The following is an 18,481-nucleotide window of genomic DNA, read 5'->3' as shown; positions in this document are numbered from 1 at the left end:
GCACCTCGCCGGTCCGGCCGTCCCCTCGGCCGGGCCGGCGAACCCGTGTCCGGGCACCGGCCCGGCCCGGCCCCGGCGCCCCGGAGAGCCGCCCTTCGCCGCGAGCGAAAGGGCGGATCAAAGAGGCTTCTCGAAGCAGAGGGAGCCCGGGAGACGGTCGTAGGGCGGGAAGACCGGGACGGGCGTGTAGCCCTCCCTCTCGTACATCCTCACCGCGTCCGGCTGGCGGGGACCGGTCTGCAGGACGACCCGGGGCGCGCCCAGCGCGCGGGCGGCGTCCTCGGCGGCGGCCAGCAGGGCCCGCGCCACGCGGGTGCCCCGATGGGACGGGGTCACGAACATCCGCTTGAGCTCCAGGTCGCCACCGAGCCTGCGCAACGCCACGTGCCCGACCGCGACGCCCTCCGCCACATAGGCGACCCCGGTGTAGGCGACGGTCTCCGGCTCGACGTTCATGCCATCGGGCACGAGGCCGATGACGGCGAGCAGGTCGGCGTAGCGGGCGTCCATCTCCTCCGTCATCGCTCCGCGGAGCGCCACGGCCGCCGCGTCGTTCCAGCCGACCGGCCTGACCTCGACCAGGCCGGCTCCCTGTGCGAACGCGGTCATCGCGAACCCGCCCCTCTCCACACTCTCCCGGTGTCGTTCTTCCCGCCGCGAACCGTCCCGGGCGCGCCGTGCGTCACGTCTTCACACCCTCACGGTCCACAATCACACTAAATCCCGACCTAAAAAGAAGAAAAACGGGATTCTCCATCACCTTCGTCGGCGCCCGTCATCGTCCACGGCAGGATCTCACGGGCACAGGGGCACGGCGAGGTGTCCGGAGGGTCGGCCGGCGGAGACGGGGAAGGAACCGGGGATGACCCGTTCCCACATCAGCGTCTCCGTGGACGCGCACGCCCGGCCCGAGCAGGTGTTCTCGGTCCTGACCGACTGGCCGAGGCACCACGAGTGGATGGTCCTGACCCGGGCGCGCGTCACCGCCGGGGACGGTCGCGGCACCGGGAGCCGTCTGGAGGCCTTCAGCGGGGTGGGACCGGCCGGGTTCCTCGACACCATGGAGATCACCGAGTGGGATCCGCCGAGGAGCGTGGGAGTCCGCCACACCGGACGACTGGTGCGCGGCACCGGGGTTTTCCGCGTGCTGCCCCGCGAGGGCGGCGGCAGCACGATCGTCTGGAAGGAGGACCTCGACGTGCCGTTCGGCGCGGCCGGGCGGCTCGGCTGGCGGGTGATCAAACCGCTGAACGCGGCCCTGTTCCGGCTCTCGCTGCGCCGCCTGGCCGCGCTCAGCGACCGATGATCCCCCGGTCGGAGTCCTTGGTCCCGCCTGGACCTCCCGCGTCACCCGGCTCGTCGCGGATGACCTCGCCGTGGACGACCGGCCCGGAACCCGGGGGCCTCCCGCCGTCGCGCAACACGTCGAAGGGCGAGCCCGCGCCGAACGGCGAGCCGAGCCCGGCACCCCCCGCGTTCCTGGCGACGAGGGTGCGGATCCGGCGGGCGAGAAGCCAGGATCCGAGCCCGCGGACCATCGGCCGGGTGAACGGCAGCAGGCACAGGAGACCGAGGACGTCCGAGAGGAATCCCGGAGCGATCAGCAGCATGCCGCCCACGAGGGTCAGCCCGCCACCGGCGAGCTCGCGCTCGGGTGCCCGGCCGCTCTGCAGCGCCTCCTGGAGGCTGCGCCAGGCCCGGCGGCCCTCGCGGCGCACGACCCAGGCGCCGAGCAGGCTGCCGGCGAGCAGGAGGGCCACCGTGGGCCACCCGCCGATGAGCTGACCGACCTGGATGAGCACCCATATCTCGAGGAACGGCACCACGAGAAAGGTCAGGAACAGCAGAATGCGCATTTTTCGCCTCAACTCGTGCGACAGCCGTACGACATGAACAACGTCCCGGAGCGGCGGCGCGTTCCGCGTTCGCTCAGCGTGGACGGTTTCCTCACCGTCCTCACCGTCCTCAGCCGACTCTCAGGACGGCGCTCCCCTCCGAGCCGGGGGCGGCCTCACGGAAGCGGCGCGGGCGGCCAGGATCGGCCGGTCGCGCGACCGCGGGGCCAGGGGTCAGCGACCTCGGCGGCGGCGCAGGCGGGCGGGCAGGCCGGTGACACCCCAGACGGTGACCCGCCACAGCGCCTCGACCACGATGCCGCGGCTCATCTTGCTCGCCCCGACGGTGCGCTCCACGAATGTGATGGGCACCTCGGTGACGCGCATCCCACCGCGAGCCGTACGCAGGGTCAGGTCCACCTGGAAGCAGTAGCCCCGCGACTCGACGTCGTGCAGGCTGATCTCCTCCAGGGCCGAGGCACGGTAGGCGCGGAAGCCCGCCGTGGCGTCCCGGACCGGGAGGCCCAGCATCAGCCGGGTGTAGACGTTCGCACCGCGTGACAGGAACTCCCGCGAGACCGGCCAGTTGACGACCTTGCCACCGGGCACCCACCGGGAGCCGATCGCCAGATCGGCCCCCTCGGCCAGCGCGTCCAGCAGCTTGGGCAGCTCTTCCGGCTGGTGGGATCCGTCGGCGTCTATCTCCACGAGGACGCCGAACCCCTCCCCAAGACCCCAGTGGAAACCCGCGATGTAGGCGGCGCCCAACCCCTGCTTGCCACCCGGCCGGTGCAGCACGTGGACGTGGTCGTCGTCGGCCGCCAGCTTGTCGGCGATCGCCCCCGTGCCGTCGGGGCTGTCGTCGTCCGCGATCAGGAGGTGGGCGTCGGGGACGGCCTCGCGCAGCCGCCGGGTGATCAGCGGCAGGTTCTCCCGCTCGTTGTACGTCGGGACGATGACGAGCACCCGACCAAGCATCCGCTCCATCACGCGTCTCCCACCTGCTGATCGTCCTCCCGGTTCGCGAGGTGCCCCGCACCGGGCGTCCGGCGCCGCCAGGCGGTGGCCACCGCACCCGCACCCACAAGTATCAAGGCCCACTCGGGCAGCGCACCCACGCGTGTGGCGATGGTTTGCGCGGTCCTGACCGGAACGGTCAGGACGTTCATGGCGGGAACCAGCTCGCCGGTACGCCAGGCGATCGAACCATTCGGGGTCACATATGCCGATATACCAGTAATTGCGGAAGTGATCACAGCCCGATTGTGCTCCACGGCCCGCAACTGGGACATGGCGAGTTGCTGCGACGGCAGGTTGGTCAGGGCGTAGGTGGCGTTGTTGGTCTGCACCACCAACGGTGTGGCACCCGTCCTGGCGGTGTCGCCCACGATGCCGTCGAAGGCCACCTCGTAGCAGTTGATCGCGCCGACGGTCACCGGACCCAACCTGAGGTCGCCGTCGCGGGTGCCCGCCACCGACTGCTTGCCGACCAGGGAGGCCCGCTCGAACAGGGCGAGCACGAGACCCTGGAGCGGGGTGAACTCCCCGAAGGGGACCAGCTGCTGCTTGTCGTAGTGGGCGCCAGGGCCGGTGACCGGGTCCCAGACGATGCTGCGGGTCGCCCGGTTGTTCTCCCCGATCCCGACCACGGCGCCGACCAGGACGGGCACCCCGATGTCCTTGACCGCCGCGTCGATCTCGCTCCGGGCGAACTCGTTGCGCAGCGGGTCGATGTCGGTGGAGTTCTCCGGCAGCACGACCAGGTCGGGACGGGGTGTCCTGCCCTCTCGCACATCCCGTGCCATCTGGTGGAGCATCCGGGTGTGGTTGCCGAGGACCACGGCGGGCTCGTCGCCCAGCGGGTGCATACCCCGGCCGGGAACGTTGCCCTGGATGACGCCGACGGTCACGCTCCTGCCCTCGTCGCCGTACCGGGGAACGGCGAGGGCCGCGACCGGCACGGCCAGCGCCCCGGCGAGCGGCAGGGCCAGTGCCCGCCCCCAGCGCGAGTCCCGGGCACGACGGGAGCCGGGAACCACGGGAGAGCCGGAGGATTCGGGCGGAACCTCGGCCGAGGCCGGGAGCCGATCCTTGCGCGAGAGCGAACCTTGGGACTCGGCCGGGGTCGGAACCTGAGCCGAGGCCGTGCTTGGGGCCGGGGCCGGGGCCGGGGCTGTGGTCGGAGCCGGGGCCGGGAAAAAGCGCAGCGCCGCCAGGGCGAGCAGGCCACCGCACAAAGCCACCGCGAAGCTCACCAGCGGCGCCCCGCCGAGCGCGGCGTACGGGGTGAAGATCGACTCTCCCTGGCTGAAGGCCACTCGCGCCCAGGGAAATCCACCGAAGGGGAACTGCCCCCGCGCCCACTCGGCCGCCACCCAGAGCGCGGCGCCCCACAGCGGCCACAGACGCAACCGGGTCACCACGGCGACGCCCGTCCCCCATGCGGCGTAGAAGGCGCTCTCCATGGCGACCAGACCCAGCCAGGCGTCGGTGCCGATCGGGCTCACCCAGTGCAGAGCGGGCAGCAGCAGGGCGAGCCCGGTGAGGAGGCCGAGCCACGTGCCCCGGCGCGGGCGAGTGCCACGTACCGCCAGGATCGCCGAGGCCATGCCGAGCGGCGCGAGGAACCAGAGCCCGAGCGGCGGGAAGGCGAGGAACATCAGCAGACCGCCGACCACCGCGCCCGCGGCCCGGGCGAGCGGCACCAGGCGCGACCCGGGGGACGAAACCTCCGCGCCGGGCGGGACGTCCGCGACACCGTCTACCGAAGCGGCCGCAGGTACGGCCGCGGCATCCTCCACCGAGCCGTCCACCGAACCGGTGGTCGCCCTCCTCGCGGGGCCGGTCGCCAAGCCGGCCACGGAACCGGCCGCCGCACCTCCCGCGGGAACGCCCCGCGCGGGCCGCTCCGGTACCGGAGCGGCCGTCTTGTCCTGCACCACGGGCGAGGCTCCTTGCGATGTCGTGCGGCGGTTGACGTCTGGCCTTCCTGACCGGTCTTGCTAGCCGGAACGCTACCGTCCAGCAGGCACGCCCCCAAAAGTTCTCCGCCACATTAATCAGAAACAACACCAAAGCACTTCAAACCCAGCAAAACCACGATAAGCAGACTCCAGACGCGGCAACGGGGCGACCCGGGATGTCGATGGACACCCCGGGCCGCCCCGACGCTTGCGGCGCTCGCACGGGAGCGGGAAGAGGGCCCGGACGACCCTTCGGACCGGTTCCGTCCCGTCGGCGGCGAGCGCGGATTGCCGTTGTCTACTGGGTGCCCGGACCCCTCCTGGGTCCAACCCCCCGCCCGGAAGGAGTGCCCCGCCTCGACGGACTGCAGGCCCTGCGCCTGGCTGTACGGACGGGGGAAACCCCCGTCACGGGCGCAGGAGACTGCTATGTCGAAAAGCGGCCGACCGGCCAGTCCCGTGCTGGACTGGGCAGCAAACTACCGAGCCCAGCGCAGATGTCAACCGTGTCACTAACAGCGGAAACATCAAGTTTTCGCAGCTGGGACATGATCGACGAGAGCCGTCAATGCTCTCATGTGATCCGATGTCGCTCAAGTCGAACGAGGGCACCGGGAAGCGGGCCGTCGTGCACGACGCCAAGCCGCTGGGTGGCGCGGGTCAAGGCCACATAAAGATCGCTCGCCCCGCGCGGGGACTCGCCCAGGATCAGCTCCGGTTCGACCACGACGACCGCGTCGAACTCCAGCCCCTTGGCCTCGGCGACGGTCAGCACCGCCACCTGCGCGTCCAGGGCCGCCGCTCCCGGTCCGGCCACCGCGCCGTCGACGGAGCGGACCACGATCGTCCCGAACTCCTCGGCGCGCGACTCGGGGACGATCACGACAAGCCGCCCGCCCTCGACGACCTCGGCCTTGACGACCTCGGTGAGGGAGGCCGTCGGGGAGGCCGCCCACGGCCGCGCCCCCGTCTCCCTCACCGAGGCCGGGGCGCTCAGCGCCGGATCCACCAGGGTGAGCACGTCGGCGGCCACGGCCATCAGCTCGGCCGGGGTGCGGTAGTTGACGCTGAGGGTCTCCTCACGCCAGCGTCCCGCCACGTACGGATCCAGAACCCGCCCCCAGGAGCGCGCCCCGGCCGACGAACCGGTCTGGGCCAGGTCGCCGACGATCGTCATCGACCGCGTCGGGCAGCGGCGCATCAGCATGCGCCAGTCCATCGGCGACAGCTCCTGCGCCTCGTCGACGATGACGTGCCCGAAGGCCCAGGTGCGGTCGGCCGCCGCGCGCTCGGCGGTGGTCAGGAAGACGTCGTCACCGAGGTGACGGGCGGCGAACCTCTCCGCGTCCATGATGTCGGACAGGCCGGTCAGCTCCAGGACCTCCTTGGCGTAGGCGAGCTGGTGCTGTCGTTCGTCGAGCGCGGCGGCACGCTGCGCGGCCTGTTCCTCCTCGGCCATCCACGCTCCGGCCCGCAGCACGGCGGGGTCGATGTCACCGAGCAACTCGGCGGCCTCGTCCAGGAGCGGTACGTCGGACTCCGACCACCAGTCCTCCCCCTTGCGGGGCGGCTCGCGCAGCATCAGCTCCCGCTCGGCCTCGCCGAACTCGGACGCGGCGTGGTCGAGGCGCTCGCGGGAGGTGAACAGCCCGATCAGGAGCTGCTGCGGGGTGACGTAGGGCCACAGCCGGTTCAGTGCCGCCTTGACGGGCCGCTCGGTGCGAAGGTCCTCACGGATGTCGGCCAGCTCGTCGTCGTCGATCATCCCCTTGCCGAGCTGCCTGGCGGCCTGCCGGGCGAGCGCGTTGAGCAGGTGGCGGACGAAGACCGCGCGGGCCTCGTTGTGCGCCCTCTTGGAGCGGGCCGCCCGACTGCGGGCGGCCTCCAGGACGTTTCCCTCCAGCTTGAGGGTGTAGCGGTCGAGCTTGATCTCGATCGGCTTGCGCGGCACCCGCTGCCGCTCGCGCACGGCCCGCGCGACGACCTGGGCCATCCGGGCGTCCCCCTTGACCGCGGCCACCTCCGCACGTTCCCTGCGGCGGGGGACGACCCCCGGGTACAGCTCGGAGACGGTCGACAGCAGCACGTCGGTCTCGCCCAGGGAGGGCAGCACCTGCTCGATATAGCGCAGGAAGGTCAGGTTCGGACCGAGGATGAGCACGCCCCTGCGGGCCAGTTTCTCCCGGTGGGTGTAGAGGAGGTAGGCGGCGCGGTGCAGCGCGACCACGGTCTTACCGGTGCCGGGACCGCCCTGCACGACCAGCACCCCGTTGAGGTCGGAGCGGATGATGCGGTCCTGTTCCGACTGGATGGTGGCCACGATGTCACGCATCCGGCCGGTGCGCTTGGCCCCGAGGGAGGCCAGCAGCGCGGCCTCCCCGTTGAGGGTGGCCACGTCCTCCTCGGTGAGGCTGTCGAGGTCGAGGAGGTCGTCGTCGATCCCGATCACCGTACGACCCTTGGTCTGCAGGTGCCTGCGCCGGGTGACGCCCATCGAGGCCGCGGGAGTGGCGCCGTAGAAGGGCTGCGCCACCGGCGCCCGCCAGTCGATCAGCATCCGGCGCTGGTCGTCGTCGGCCATGCCGATGCGGCCTATGTAGAGTGAGGTGTCGTCGGCGTTGTCGAGCCGGCCGAAGCACAGGCCGTTCTCGACCGCCCACAGACGGCCCAGGCGTTCGGCGTACATCCCCGCGAAGCTGTCGCGCTCGGAGCGGTTCTGGTGCGTGCCGCCACTTCCGCCCTGCGCGAGAACACTGTCCAGCTGTCGCTGAGTGCGCTCGCGCAGCAGATCAAGCCGGGCATAAAGGCGGGAAACATACTCCTGCTCCCTGGCCAGCTCGATTTGACGGGTTGCCGTCGCTCCATTATCGTTACTAGTAATGGGATACTCCGGGCCATTGCACTGGTTGTTATGACAAACCATCACCCTAGCAGGTCCGTCGAGAAGTTTACCCACCCCGCCGTCATCACAGCTTGATTGCGGCCTCCCCTGCCCGCTTGACGAGAATCCGTTGGGTTCCTTAACTTCACTCGAAGTTAGGAAACTTTCCTAACTTCGCCTCACAGGTGGACGCGAGGACGTACGCGGAGGACCAGTGACCCAGCCGACGCCCGGCACCCCCAGCCTGCTGCGCGCGATCAACGACCGGGCCGCCCTGCAAGCGCTGCTGGAGCGCGGCCCGCTGACCCGCCCGGAGATCGGCGCCCTCACCGGCCTGTCCAAGCCCACCGCCTCGCAGCTCCTCATCCGCCTCCAGGAGGCGGGCCTGGTCATGCTCGACGGCATCCGCGAGGGGCTGCCCGGCCGCACCGCCGAGGTCTACCGGCTCAACCCCGCCGCCGCGCACGTCGCCGCGCTGGACGTCACACGCGCGGGCATCGACGTCAGGGTCGCCGACATCACCGGCACCGTGACCGGCGAGCACCACCTGCCCAGCTCCGGCCGCTCCGGCGGCGACGCGCTGGAGCGGGTCCGTGCCGCGCTGCAGGGCGCGAAAGCCCCCGCGGCACTGCGGCGCGTGGTCATCGGTGTGCAGGGCACGATCGACCCCGGCACGGGAAAGATGGCGTACGCCACCAGCAAGGACATGCCCGGCTGGCACATCCCCGACCTGGTCCGCACCCTCGGCGACGGCCTCGGCGTGCCGGTCTCCGTGGAGAACAACGTCAACCTCGTCGCCCAGGCCGAGCAGGCGCACGGCGTGGGCCGCGGGCACAGCGACTTCGTGCTGCTCTGGGCCGACGAGGGTCTGGGCGCCGCACTGGTCCTCGGCGGCCGGTTGCACCGGGGCGCCACCGGCGGCGCCGGGGAGGTCGGCTACATGCCCACCCCCGGCGCCCCGACCGCCAGGGACACCGGCCGCTACGCCAACCACGGCTACCAGGCCCTGACCGGCGGCCCGGCGGTACTCAAGATCCTCAGATCGTACGGCGTGCGCGGCACCACGCCCGCGCAGGCGGTGCTGAACGCCGTGCGGGCCTCCACCTCCACCGGCAGGCGTGCCGACGACGCCCGCGCGGGGCTACGCGACATCGCCTCCCGGCTGGCCGTCGGACTGGCCTCGATCACCTCGGTCGTCGACCCCGAGATCATCGTGCTGACCGGCGGAACCCTCCTCTCCGGCGGCGACACCCTGCGTGAGCTCGTCGAACACGAACTTCACGCGCTCACCATCCCCCGGCCCCCGCTGCTGCTGTCGACCGTCGAGGGCAACCCCGTCCTCGCCGGCGCGCTCGACCTCGCCCTCGCGACCGCCCGTCACGAGGTCTTCGGCTCCACCGTCCCCTCCTGACCCTCCCTGCCCTCGGCTGCCCTCCCCACCTCGTACGAAACCTCGCACGGAACTCCCCGGCAACTCGCCCGGATCCACCGCCATCAGGAGGCAGCCGTCGTGCACCGACGCCTTCCCACCTTCGCCCCGACCCCCCTGACCACCCGCACAACGGCCACAGCGAAGGAGAACCGGACGCTCTTTCCCGGGCCGATGTCCTCGCGAGCACCTCGCGGTGTGCGGTGGAACCCCACCGAGGTGACGCCCCTGCCCGTCATGGCCCCGCTGATCGTCGTTTTCCTCTTCGCCCGGAAGGTCTTCATCGAGGGCGTCACGCTGACAGGAGTAAAAGGGTGAAACTCGCCGTTGTCGGAGGCGGTTCGACATACACGCCGGAGCTGATCGACGGTTTCGCACGGCTGCGCGACGAGCTGCCGCTGAGCGAGGTAGCGCTGGTCGATCCGGACACCCGGCGGCTGAAGTCGGTGTCCGGCATGGCGCGCCGGATGCTGGCGCGGGCCGGGCACCCGGCCACGGTCGTCGCGACCACCTCGGTCGAGGAGGGCGTCACCGGAGCGCACGCGGTCCTGCTGCAGTTGCGCGTCGGCGGCCAGGCGGCGCGCAACGTGGACGAGACGCTGCCGTTGGAATGCGGCTGCGTCGGCCAGGAGACGACCGGCGCCGGTGGGCTGGCCAAGGCGCTGCGCACGGTGCCGGTGGTGCTGGACATCGCGGAGAAGGTCAGAAGGCACGCGCCCGGCGCCTGGATCGTCGACTTCACCAATCCGGTCGGCATCGTCACCAGGGCGCTGCTGGAGGCAGGGCACCGGGCCATCGGCCTGTGCAACGTGGCCATCGGCTTCCAACGTCGCTTCGCCGCCACCCTGGGCGTGGCCCCCGCGAGGATCTCGCTGGGTCATGTCGGTCTGAACCACCTCACCTGGGAGCGGGCCGTCCACCTGGACGGGGTGGACGTGCTGCCCAAGCTGCTGGAGAGCCACGCCGAGGAGATCGGCGGGGACGTCGGCCTGCCCGCCGCGCTCATCCGCCGCCTGGGCGTGGTGCCCTCCTACTATCTGCGCTACTTCTACGAGCACGACCTGGTGGTGGAGGAGCAACGCACCAGACCGTCACGCGCGGCCGAGGTCGCGGCGATGGAGGCGACACTGCTTGAGCTGTACGCCGACCCCGCCGTGGACACCAAGCCCGAGCTGCTGGGCGAGCGCGGCGGGGCCTTCTACTCCGAGGCGGCGGTGGCGCTGATCGCCTCGCTGACCGGCGACCGCGGCGACACCCAGGTGGTCAACCTGCGCAACGACGGCACGTTGCCGTTCCTGCCCGACGAGGCGGTCATCGAGGTACCGGCCACGATCACCTCGGCGGGCGCGGCCGCACTGCCCGTCGACCCGGTGGAGCCCCTCTTCGCAGGGCTCATCGCCCACGTCACGGCGTACGAGACGCTGGCGCTGGAGGCCGCGCTGCACGGCGGCGAGGACCGCGTCGCCGACGCGCTGCTCGCCCACCCGCTGATCGGCCAGGCCTCGCTCTCCGGCGACCTGGCCAGGCGCCTGGTCGAGGCCAACCGCGGGCACCTGTCCTGGGCGACCGCGTGAGAACGGTCCTGGCGGTCGACGGCGGCAACAGCAAGACCGACGTCGCGCTGGTCGCGGAGGACGGCTCGGTCCTCGCCACCGGACGCGGCGGCGCCTTCCAGCCGCAGACCACGGGGGTGGGCGTCGCGATCGACGTGATCGGCGACACCGTGCGCTCCGCACTCGGCCCGGGCACGGTCACACCGTACGCCGACCACGTGGCCGCCTACGTGGCGGGCGCGGACCTGCCCGTCGAGGAGGAGGCTCTCCGCGCGGAGATCCTCTCCCGGGGGTACGGCAGGCGGGCGACCGTCGGCAACGACACCTTCGCTCTGCTGCGCGCCGGGGCCTCCGGGCCCGCGGGGGTGGCCGTGGTCTGCGGCGCCGGGGTGAACGCGGTGGCGGTCTCCTCCTCGGGGGAGGTGGCGAGATACCCCGCGCTGGGACGGATCACCGGCGACTGGGGTGGCGGTCTCGGCCTCGGCGAGGAGACACTCTGGCACGCCGTGCGCGCCGAGGACGGCCGGGGCCCGGCCAGCGCGCTGGCCGCCGCGGTCCGCGAGCACTTCGGCACCCGGACCGTCGAGGAGGTGTCCCTCGCCATCCACTTCGGCGAGTTGCCCTACGGCAGGCTGAACGAGCTGGTCCCGGCGCTGATGGCGGCCGCGAACCGGGGTGATGCGGTGGCCCGATCGCTGGTGACGCGGATGGCCGAGGAGGTGGTCGTGCTCGCGGTGGTCGCGATGCGACGCCTGGACCTGCTCTCCGTCCCCACGGAGGTGGTCCTGGGCGGAGGCGTCCTCACCGCCCGCGACCCGCTGATGAGCGAGCTGCTGGAGCGAGGCTTCGCCGAGCACGCCCCGCAGGCCAAGCCGATCGTCTCCGACGTCGCGCCCATCATGGGCGCCGCCCTGCTGGGCCTGGACGCCCTCGGCGCCACCGAGGAGGCCAGGGCCCGGCTGCGGGCCCACTTCCACACCCTGACATGACGCTCCCGGGCGGCCTGGCATGACGAGGTGACATCGCGCCGCGCACGGCCCACGTCTCCCGGCGCGGGCCGCCGTGTGCGGGAAGCCCGAACGCTCAGAGAGCAGGGGGGGTGTCCGGCGGAGGGGGAAGGAGGATGGCCGCCGCACTCTCGGCGAGCAGGGTGAGGAAGGCCCCGCCGAGGGCGTCGAACCCGGTGCACGCGTAGGCGGTGAGGACCCTGGTCACGGCGGGCCTCGGCCGAAGAACGCGGCCCTCGTACTGCCCGGGCACGATGTTGGCGGGGATGAGGGCGGGTCCGAGACCGGCGGCCGCGAGGGTCGGGGCAGACGCCGTCTGCTCGGTGCGCACCGCGATCCTGGGCTGGAACCCGGCCTCTGAGCAGGCGCGGTCCATGATGTCGGCCAGGCCGTTGCCGGGGGCGTAATGAACCCAGCGGCGGTCACGCAGGTCGCTCAGGTCCACCGAGGACGCCCCGTCGGACGCGAGTGGATCGCCGGAGGAGACGGCTACGACGAACTCCTCGATACCGAGCGCGCGCACCGGCCCCGCCCAGGACGCGGGCCGGGGACCGACCGCGAGGTCGGCCTGCCCACTCGCCATCGCCTCCGCCAGTTCGTCTGCGTGGCGGTGCTCGAACAGCCTGACGTCGACCCCGGGATGGAGACCGCTCCAGGCGCGCAACGCGGCGGGCAACACGCCCAGGCTGACCGAGTAGACCGTCGCCAGTCTCAGCTCTCCCCCGGCCAGCCCGGTCGTCCGGTGTACGGCCGACAGGGCGCGATCCGCGTCGGCCAGGGCGGCCCGCGCGTGGGGGAGCATCGCGCGCCCGGCCGCCGTGAGGCGGACGGCCCTGGGGAGCCGTTCGAGCAGCGGGGCACCGACCGACCGCTCCAGCGCCCGGATCTGGTGTGACAGGGCCGGTTGCGTGACGTGGAGGATCTCGGCGGCCCGCGTGAAGGAGCCATGGTCGACGATGGCCGCCAGGTATTCGAGTTGCCGCAGGCTCAGCATGCATAAAAATTATCAGAGACACATAAATCATAACTTTGAATTATGTGACGCGAGCGTCGGGACGCCGCCGGATCACAACGGCTGCCATAAGTGATGTTCATGACCGCGACAAGAAACAAGCCTTGGACTCATGGAACGGGAGGCGTGCAGGATCGGATCGCACGGAACCGGCACGGGAGCGTGACCGCGTGCCTGCCCATCCGTACCGATCGGGAGAAGAACAATGAGCAGCCAACCCAAGGTCGCCCTCGTCGTCGGCGCCCAGGGGGTGATCGGCCGCAACCTGGTGGACCACCTCGCGACACTCGGCGACTGGGACGTGATCGGCCTGTCGCGCCGCGGCGGGGAGAGCACGGGACGGGTCCGCCACATACGGGTCGACCTGCTCGACCGGGACGACTGCGCCAAGAAGCTCGGCGAGCTCACCGAGGTGACCCACATCTTCTACGCCGCCTATCAGGATCGGCCGACCTGGGCCGAGCTCGTCCCGCCCAACCTCGCCATGCTCGTCAACGTCGTCGACGCGGTCGAACCGGTGGCAACAGGCCTGCGGCACGTCAGCCTCATGCAGGGATACAAGGTCTACGGCGCGCACCTGGGTCCCTTCAAGACCCCGGCCCGCGAGAGCGACCCGCACCACATGCCACCCGAGTTCAACGTCGACCAGCAGAACTTCCTGGAGGAGCGGCAGAAGGGCTCGGGATGGACGTGGACGGCGATCCGCCCGTCCGTGGTGTGCGGCTTCGCCCTCGGCAACCCGATGAACCTGGCCATGGTGCTCGCGGTGTACGGCGCGATCTCGAAGGAACTGGGCCTGCCCCTGCGCTTCCCGGGAAGACCGGGTGCCTACGACACACTGCTGGAGATGACCGACGCGGGACTGCTGGCCAGGGCGACCGTCTGGGCGGCGACCGACGAGCGCTGCGCCAACCAGGCGTTCAACGTCAACAACGGCGACCTCTTCCGCTGGAACGACATGTGGCCGAAGATCGCCAGGTTCTTCGACCTGGAGGTGGCACCTCCCCTGCCGATCTCGCTTGACGTCGTCATGGCCGACAAGGGACCGCTGTGGGAGGCCATGACCGAGAGGTACGGACTGGAACCGCACCCGTACGCGGAGGTGTCCTCCTGGGCCTTCGGCGACGCCGTGTTCTCCTGGGACTACGACTTCTTCGCCGACGGTTCCAAGGCCCGGCGTTTCGGCTTCCACGAGTACGTCGACACCGAGGCGATGTTCCTGGACATCCTCGGCGACCTCCGCCGTCGCAGGATCATCCCCTGAGGGTTCCGTTCCCGGAGCGGCCTGGCCAAGGCTCGATGGACTCGGCGACTCCGGCGTAGACGGTCAGCAGCAGGTCCCAGAAGCGGCCCACGTCGAGGGAGGTGCCGACCAGGGCGTTGGGAACGCGGCCCCGGAGGGCGAAGTCGGTCACGGTCATCCCGGCGGTGAAGCGGCCCGCCGTCTCGACGTCCACGACGGCGGGCTCGAGGGTGATGAGCGACGGATCGATCAGGTGGGCGATCGCGCAGGCGTCGTGGATCGCGGGGCCGCCCTCGGCGGTGATCATGCCGTAGAACCGCACGCACGGCAGGAGCAGATCGGTGCCGAGCCTGCCCATCGCCGCCATGCGCTCCGCCACCGCCTCCGTGGTCACGGCGCCGCGGCTCACGTCGAGACCGATCATGGTCACCGTCCAGCCCGCCCCGAAGACGATCGCGGCGGCCTCGGGGTCGGCGGCGATGTTGAACTCGGCCGCGGGAGAGAAGTTGCCCCTGGTGTAGGACCCGCCGAGGATCGTGAGCCCCCGCGCCCAGTTCACGACCGCGGGCTCCCTGAGTACGGCGAGCGCCACGTTGGTCAGCGGGCCGATCGCGACCAGGGTCACCTCGCCCGGGTCTGCCCTGAGCGTCTCGATGATGAAGTCGGCCGCGTGCCCGGCGGCCGGCGGGAGCGACGCCGCGGGCAGCAGCGCGTTCCCGAGGCCCGAACCCCCGTGCACGTCGGCCGCGTCCACCCGGGGGCGCAGGAGGGCGCCCGCGCTGCCCGCGACGACCGGCACCTCGCCGAACCCGAGGAACTCGCGGAGCCGCAGCGCGTTGTCGGTGGTCCTGGCCAGTTCGACGTTGCCGCCGACCGTGGTGATCCCCAGGATCTCCAGCTCAGGGCTCCCGTGGGCGAGGACGAGCGCCAGCGCGTCGTCGATTCCCGGGTCGCAGTCAATAATGATCTTTCTGGGAGGCACCCGTCCAGCTTGGATCAATTGCCTCACCTCGGCAAATCACGAACAACCTCCCAAAAGGGAGAGCGAGCCGGTCACCGTGCCCGGAAGAACCCCCGGCGGCCCCTCGCGAGCCCGCTCCTCACCCGAGAGGACGAGCCCGTCCGGGGCGACCTCTCCCCGGACCCGGCGGGAAAAGGTCAGGCGCGCTCCTCGGGCTTCCCCTCGTCCTGCCCCGCCGGCTCAGGGGTCCGATGCTCGTACGGCGTGCTGAGCACGACCGTCGTGCGGGTGGAGACGTTGGCGGCGGTGCGGATCTGGTTCAGCAGCTCCTCAAGCGCGATGGGCGAGGCCACCCGCACCTTGAGGATGTAGCTCTCGTCCCCGGCCACGCTGTGACAGGCCTCGACGGCGCTCAGGTGGGCCAGCCGCTCCGGTGCGTCGTCGGCGGCGGCCGGGTCGATCGGTTTGATGGAGACGAACGCGGTGAGCGGGAGCCCGATGGCGTCGTAGTCGACCAGCGCGGCGTACCCGCGCAGCACCCCGCGCTTCTCCAGCCGGCGCACCCGCTGGTGCACCGCCGACACCGAGAGCCCGGTCTCCCTGGCGAGATCGGTGAAGCTCATCCGGCCGTCCCCGGCCAGCAATGTGACGATACGACGGTCGATCTCCTCCATCCGGTAAACGGTAACGGCATTCGGGTCGGCGCGCGCCGTCCGTGTGTCACGGCACGGTCCCAACCGTGATCTCCGAAGAATCCTCCTGCCGCTCCGGCTCGACGGCCTCGGCGGGGAGCGTGATGACGAAACGGGCGCCCTCGTCGTACTCGGTGTCCAGCCTGATCGTGCCGCCGTGCTGCTCCACGATCTTCCTGCAGAGCGCCAGGCCGATCCCCGTGCCCTCGTAGGCGTCCCGCTGGTGCAGCCGCTGGAAGATGATGAAGATCTTTTCGGCGAAGGTGGGCGAGATGCCGATGCCGTTGTCGGTGACGGTCATCCGTACATCCCCGTCGATCCGCTCGGACTCGATCGTGACCCGGGGCGCGCGGTCGGGATCGCGGAACTTCAGGGAGTTGCCGATCAGGTTCTGCCAGAGCATCACGAACTGGGTCCGGTCACCGACGACGGCGGGCAGCTCACCGACCTCGATCTCGGCCCCTGACTCCTCCACCGCCGCGGAGAGGTTGGACAGAGCCCTGTCGATCACGTCGTTCAGGTCCATCTCGACGGGCTCCCTGGTGATCCGGCCCACCCGGGAGAAGGTCAGCAGCTCGTTGATGAGCACCTGCATGCGCTTCGCGCCGTCCACGGCGAAGTCGATGTAGGTGTTGGCCCTCTCGTCGAGCTGGGAGGCGTACCGCTGCTGGAGCATCTGGCAGAAGGAGGCGATCTTCCGCAGCGGCTCCTGCAGGTCGTGTGAGGCCACGTAGGCGAACTGCTCCAGCTCCGCGTTGGAGCGCTTCAGCTCCTCGGCCTGGGCCGCGATCCGCAGCCGGGAGCCGCGTGCCTCCTCCAGCTCGTTGACGATACGCCCGCGCATCGCCTCCATGTCGTCGGCCAGCTCCGCGAGGTCGGCGGGGCCACCGGTGTCCACGTGGTGCGCGAAGTCCCCCATGGTGACCCTGCGGGAGGCCTCGCGCAGACGGGCCAGAGGGCCGAACACCGCGATTCTCAGCAGCACCGCCACCGTGATGATGGTGATCAGGAAAGCGGCCAGGATGCCGAAGAAGGTGGCGTCCCTGACCGAGTGGGCGGCCTCCAGATCGGCACGGGCCGACTGCCTCGCCTGGCCCCAGGCGGTGTTCTGGGCGTCGATCGCCTTTCTGACGGCGTCGAAGGAGCGCTTGCTCTCCTCCGACTGCTCGGCGCTGACGCTCTTCGGACTCTCGTCCCTGACCTTGGCGATCATCGGTTCCGCGTAGCGGGTCCGCCACTCGGCGGCCAGCCGTTCCACCTCCTGGAGCGCGAGCAGCGGTTCCGCGCCCGGCGCCAGCTGCCCGATCTGCGCCGACACGGCGAGCTCGTCGCGCCGCCCGTCCACGTACGGCTGCAGGAACTCCTCCTTGCCGGTGAGGACGAAGCCCCGCACCCCGGTCTCCTGGTTCAGCAGGGTCGCCTGCAGGCGTTCGGCCTGGATCCTGCCCACCGAGATGTGGTCGATCAGCCTGGTGGACGCGGCCGCCGCGTTCCGCAGGACCGTGGCACCGACGATCGCCGACAGCCCGAGCAACAGGGTCATGGCGAGCAGCACGACGTTGAACCACGTCTGCGCGCTCCATCGGCTCTTCCGAGATCCGCTCGGAGGTGTCTCGGTGGTCATGCGGCCTCTCACTTCACACGATGTCCGTCCCACCAGGGCGGTGGGCGACCGGTGGGGTGGACGAAAGATACCGGAACCGGGCGCCGACCACGCACATGATCCTCACCCGGGAATTGTGCCACCCCGTACCCGGCGGGACCGGATCGCACCGTACATTCGCAAAATGAGCAACCTGGAAACGGATCCGCGGGAGTCGGCCTGCGGCGGCCTCGCGGACGTGTCGGCGAGACCGGTGAACGAGCTGCTGACCGGCCGGGACGTGGTGCTGGGCGGGCCCCGGGCGATGAAGGTCACCAGGACCCTGCCGAACCGGGACGTCAGGATGATCGGCGCGTGGTGCTTCATCGACCACTACGGTCCCGAGCGGGCGACGATGCACGTCCCCCCGCACCCGCACACCGGCCTGCAGACCGTCAGCTGGCTCGTGGAGGGCGAGGTCCTGCACCGCGACAGCCTCGGCAGCGAGCAGCTGATCAGACCGGGCCAGCTCAACCTGATGACCGCCGGGCGGGCCATCTCCCACGCGGAGGAGTCTCCGGCCGAGGCCGTACTGCACGGGGTCCAGCTGTGGGTGGCGCTCCCCTCCGCCGCCCGCGAGACCGCCCCGGCCTTCGAGCACCACCCGGCGCTGCCCACGCTGACCGCGGCGTCGTCACCGGGCGTCACGGTGACCGTCATCATGGGCGAGCTGGGCGGTGTCACCTCCCCGGCGACGGTCCACACCCCGCTGGTCGGGGCGGAGATGACACTGGAGGCGGGCGCCGGGACCTCGGTCCCGCTCCGTCCCGGCTTCGAGTACGCCGTACTGGCCCTGTCCGGCACCATACGGGTCGGCGAGACGGATCTCGCCCCCGGCCCGCTGCTCTACCTGGGCAGCGGGCGCTCGGAGCTGACCGTGAGCGCCGAGGGGGCCGGGCGGCTGCTCCTCCTCGGCGGCGAGCCGTTCGAGGAGCGGATCGTCATGTGGTGGAACTTCGTCGGCCGCAGCCACGAGGAGATCGCCGGGTTCCGGCAGGAGTGGATGGAGGGCGAGGGGTTCGGCACGGTGCCCGGCACGGGAGCCGCCCCGCTGCCCGCCCCCGAGCTGCCCCTCACCCCCCTCAAGGCGCGCGGCCGCCGCCGCTGACCTCGCGTTTCGCACATCCCCCTGATCGACCTGGAACGACCGGAACGGACGACAAGGCCGGAAGCGGAAAAGCCGGGGAAAGGACCGGACGGGTCCGCACACGGAGGCGGCCCGCCCCGGACCCGCCGCGGTCCTGAAGACGTGACTCCGGCCGA

Annotated in this window: 16 protein-coding genes; 7 read left to right on the top strand and 9 right to left on the bottom strand. The window is 71.1% G+C overall.

Annotation, left to right across the window (positions count from 1 at the left end):
• Nucleotides 1–117: 117 nt before the first annotated feature.
• Nucleotides 118–609, bottom strand: coding sequence for a GNAT family N-acetyltransferase (locus tag ABZ664_RS27835; protein ID WP_362516003.1), 492 nt, complete (start codon nucleotides 607–609; stop codon nucleotides 118–120).
• 253 nt (nucleotides 610–862) lie between these two features.
• Between ABZ664_RS27835 and ABZ664_RS27830 the strand changes: the two genes are divergently transcribed.
• Nucleotides 863–1,306: an SRPBCC family protein gene (locus ABZ664_RS27830; protein ID WP_362516001.1), complete on the top strand. Its 444-nt coding sequence runs from the start codon at nucleotides 863–865 to the stop codon at nucleotides 1,304–1,306.
• Here ABZ664_RS27830 and ABZ664_RS27825 read toward each other — a convergent pair.
• The 4 genes from ABZ664_RS27825 to ABZ664_RS27810 form a co-directional block, all read right to left on the bottom strand.
• Nucleotides 1,293–1,856 (bottom strand): FxsA family protein, encoded by a 564-nt coding sequence (locus ABZ664_RS27825; protein ID WP_362515998.1) that lies wholly within the window; start codon nucleotides 1,854–1,856, stop codon nucleotides 1,293–1,295. The two genes, ABZ664_RS27830 and ABZ664_RS27825, sit on opposite strands and share 14 nt — an antisense overlap.
• A gap of 213 nt (nucleotides 1,857–2,069) precedes the next feature.
• Complete coding sequence (locus tag ABZ664_RS27820) at nucleotides 2,070–2,822, bottom strand: polyprenol monophosphomannose synthase (protein WP_362515996.1); 753 nt, start codon at nucleotides 2,820–2,822, stop codon at nucleotides 2,070–2,072.
• Nucleotides 2,822–4,777: an apolipoprotein N-acyltransferase gene (gene lnt / locus ABZ664_RS27815; RefSeq protein WP_362515994.1), complete on the bottom strand. Its 1,956-nt coding sequence runs from the start codon at nucleotides 4,775–4,777 to the stop codon at nucleotides 2,822–2,824. Before lnt ends, ABZ664_RS27820 begins: the two co-directional genes overlap by 1 nt.
• Nucleotides 4,778–5,372: 595 nt before the next feature.
• Nucleotides 5,373–7,484 (bottom strand): ATP-binding domain-containing protein, encoded by a 2,112-nt coding sequence (locus ABZ664_RS27810; protein WP_362515991.1) that lies wholly within the window; start codon nucleotides 7,482–7,484, stop codon nucleotides 5,373–5,375.
• A 409-nt stretch (nucleotides 7,485–7,893) separates the two neighbouring features.
• Here ABZ664_RS27810 and ABZ664_RS27805 point away from each other — a divergent pair, with 409 nt between their 5' ends.
• The 4 genes from ABZ664_RS27805 (at nucleotide 7,894) to ABZ664_RS27790 (ending at nucleotide 11,650) form a co-directional block, all read left to right on the top strand.
• Nucleotides 7,894–9,090, top strand: coding sequence for an ROK family transcriptional regulator (locus tag ABZ664_RS27805; protein WP_362515989.1), 1,197 nt, complete (start codon nucleotides 7,894–7,896; stop codon nucleotides 9,088–9,090).
• 99 nt (nucleotides 9,091–9,189) lie between these two features.
• Entirely contained in the window at nucleotides 9,190–9,426 is a 237-nt protein-coding gene (locus tag ABZ664_RS27800) for a hypothetical protein (protein WP_362515987.1), read from the top strand.
• Nucleotides 9,423–10,682 carry a 6-phospho-beta-glucosidase gene (locus ABZ664_RS27795; protein ID WP_362515984.1) on the top strand — a complete coding sequence of 420 codons (1,260 nt, stop codon included), beginning with the start codon at nucleotides 9,423–9,425 and terminating at the stop codon, nucleotides 10,680–10,682. Before ABZ664_RS27800 ends, ABZ664_RS27795 begins: the two co-directional genes overlap by 4 nt.
• The gene (locus ABZ664_RS27790) at nucleotides 10,679–11,650 is read left to right on the top strand and encodes a BadF/BadG/BcrA/BcrD ATPase family protein (RefSeq protein ID WP_362515982.1); all 972 of its coding nucleotides are present in this window, start codon (nucleotides 10,679–10,681) and stop codon (nucleotides 11,648–11,650) included. The genes ABZ664_RS27795 and ABZ664_RS27790 overlap by 4 nt, the downstream gene beginning before the upstream one ends.
• 94 nt (nucleotides 11,651–11,744) lie before the next feature.
• Here the strand turns inward: ABZ664_RS27790 and ABZ664_RS27785 are convergent, their stop codons facing one another.
• Entirely contained in the window at nucleotides 11,745–12,662 is a 918-nt protein-coding gene (locus tag ABZ664_RS27785) for a LysR family transcriptional regulator (RefSeq protein ID WP_362515980.1), read from the bottom strand.
• 223 nt (nucleotides 12,663–12,885) lie between these two features.
• On the opposite strand from ABZ664_RS27785, the gene ABZ664_RS27780 reads away from it, so the two are divergent.
• On the top strand, nucleotides 12,886–13,944 hold the full coding sequence (locus ABZ664_RS27780; protein ID WP_362515978.1) for an SDR family oxidoreductase: 1,059 nt from the start codon (nucleotides 12,886–12,888) through the stop codon (nucleotides 13,942–13,944).
• Here ABZ664_RS27780 and ABZ664_RS27775 read toward each other — a convergent pair.
• The 3 genes from ABZ664_RS27775 to ABZ664_RS27765 all read right to left on the bottom strand — a co-directional run bounded on the left by ABZ664_RS27775 (nucleotide 13,934) and on the right by ABZ664_RS27765 (nucleotide 17,200).
• Nucleotides 13,934–14,905: a nucleoside hydrolase gene (locus tag ABZ664_RS27775; protein ID WP_362515975.1), complete on the bottom strand. Its 972-nt coding sequence runs from the start codon at nucleotides 14,903–14,905 to the stop codon at nucleotides 13,934–13,936. The two genes, ABZ664_RS27780 and ABZ664_RS27775, sit on opposite strands and share 11 nt — an antisense overlap.
• A 176-nt stretch (nucleotides 14,906–15,081) precedes the next feature.
• The gene (locus tag ABZ664_RS27770; protein ID WP_362515973.1) at nucleotides 15,082–15,558 is read right to left on the bottom strand and encodes an Lrp/AsnC family transcriptional regulator; all 477 of its coding nucleotides are present in this window, start codon (nucleotides 15,556–15,558) and stop codon (nucleotides 15,082–15,084) included.
• 46 nt (nucleotides 15,559–15,604) lie between these two features.
• Nucleotides 15,605–17,200 carry an ATP-binding protein gene (locus ABZ664_RS27765; RefSeq protein ID WP_362515969.1) on the bottom strand — a complete coding sequence of 532 codons (1,596 nt, stop codon included), beginning with the start codon at nucleotides 17,198–17,200 and terminating at the stop codon, nucleotides 15,605–15,607.
• Between the two features lie 163 nt (nucleotides 17,201–17,363).
• Between ABZ664_RS27765 and ABZ664_RS27760 the strand changes: the two genes are divergently transcribed.
• A complete protein-coding gene (locus ABZ664_RS27760; RefSeq protein WP_362515967.1) occupies nucleotides 17,364–18,326 on the top strand; it encodes a pirin family protein in 963 nt (320 codons plus the stop codon).
• Nucleotides 18,327–18,481: the final 155 nt, after the last annotated feature.

The organism is Streptosporangium sp. NPDC006930 (genome assembly GCF_040635605.1).
Lineage (GTDB): Bacteria > Actinomycetota > Actinomycetes > Streptosporangiales > Streptosporangiaceae > Streptosporangium.
This window is presented reverse-complemented; position numbering and strand designations above follow the sequence as displayed.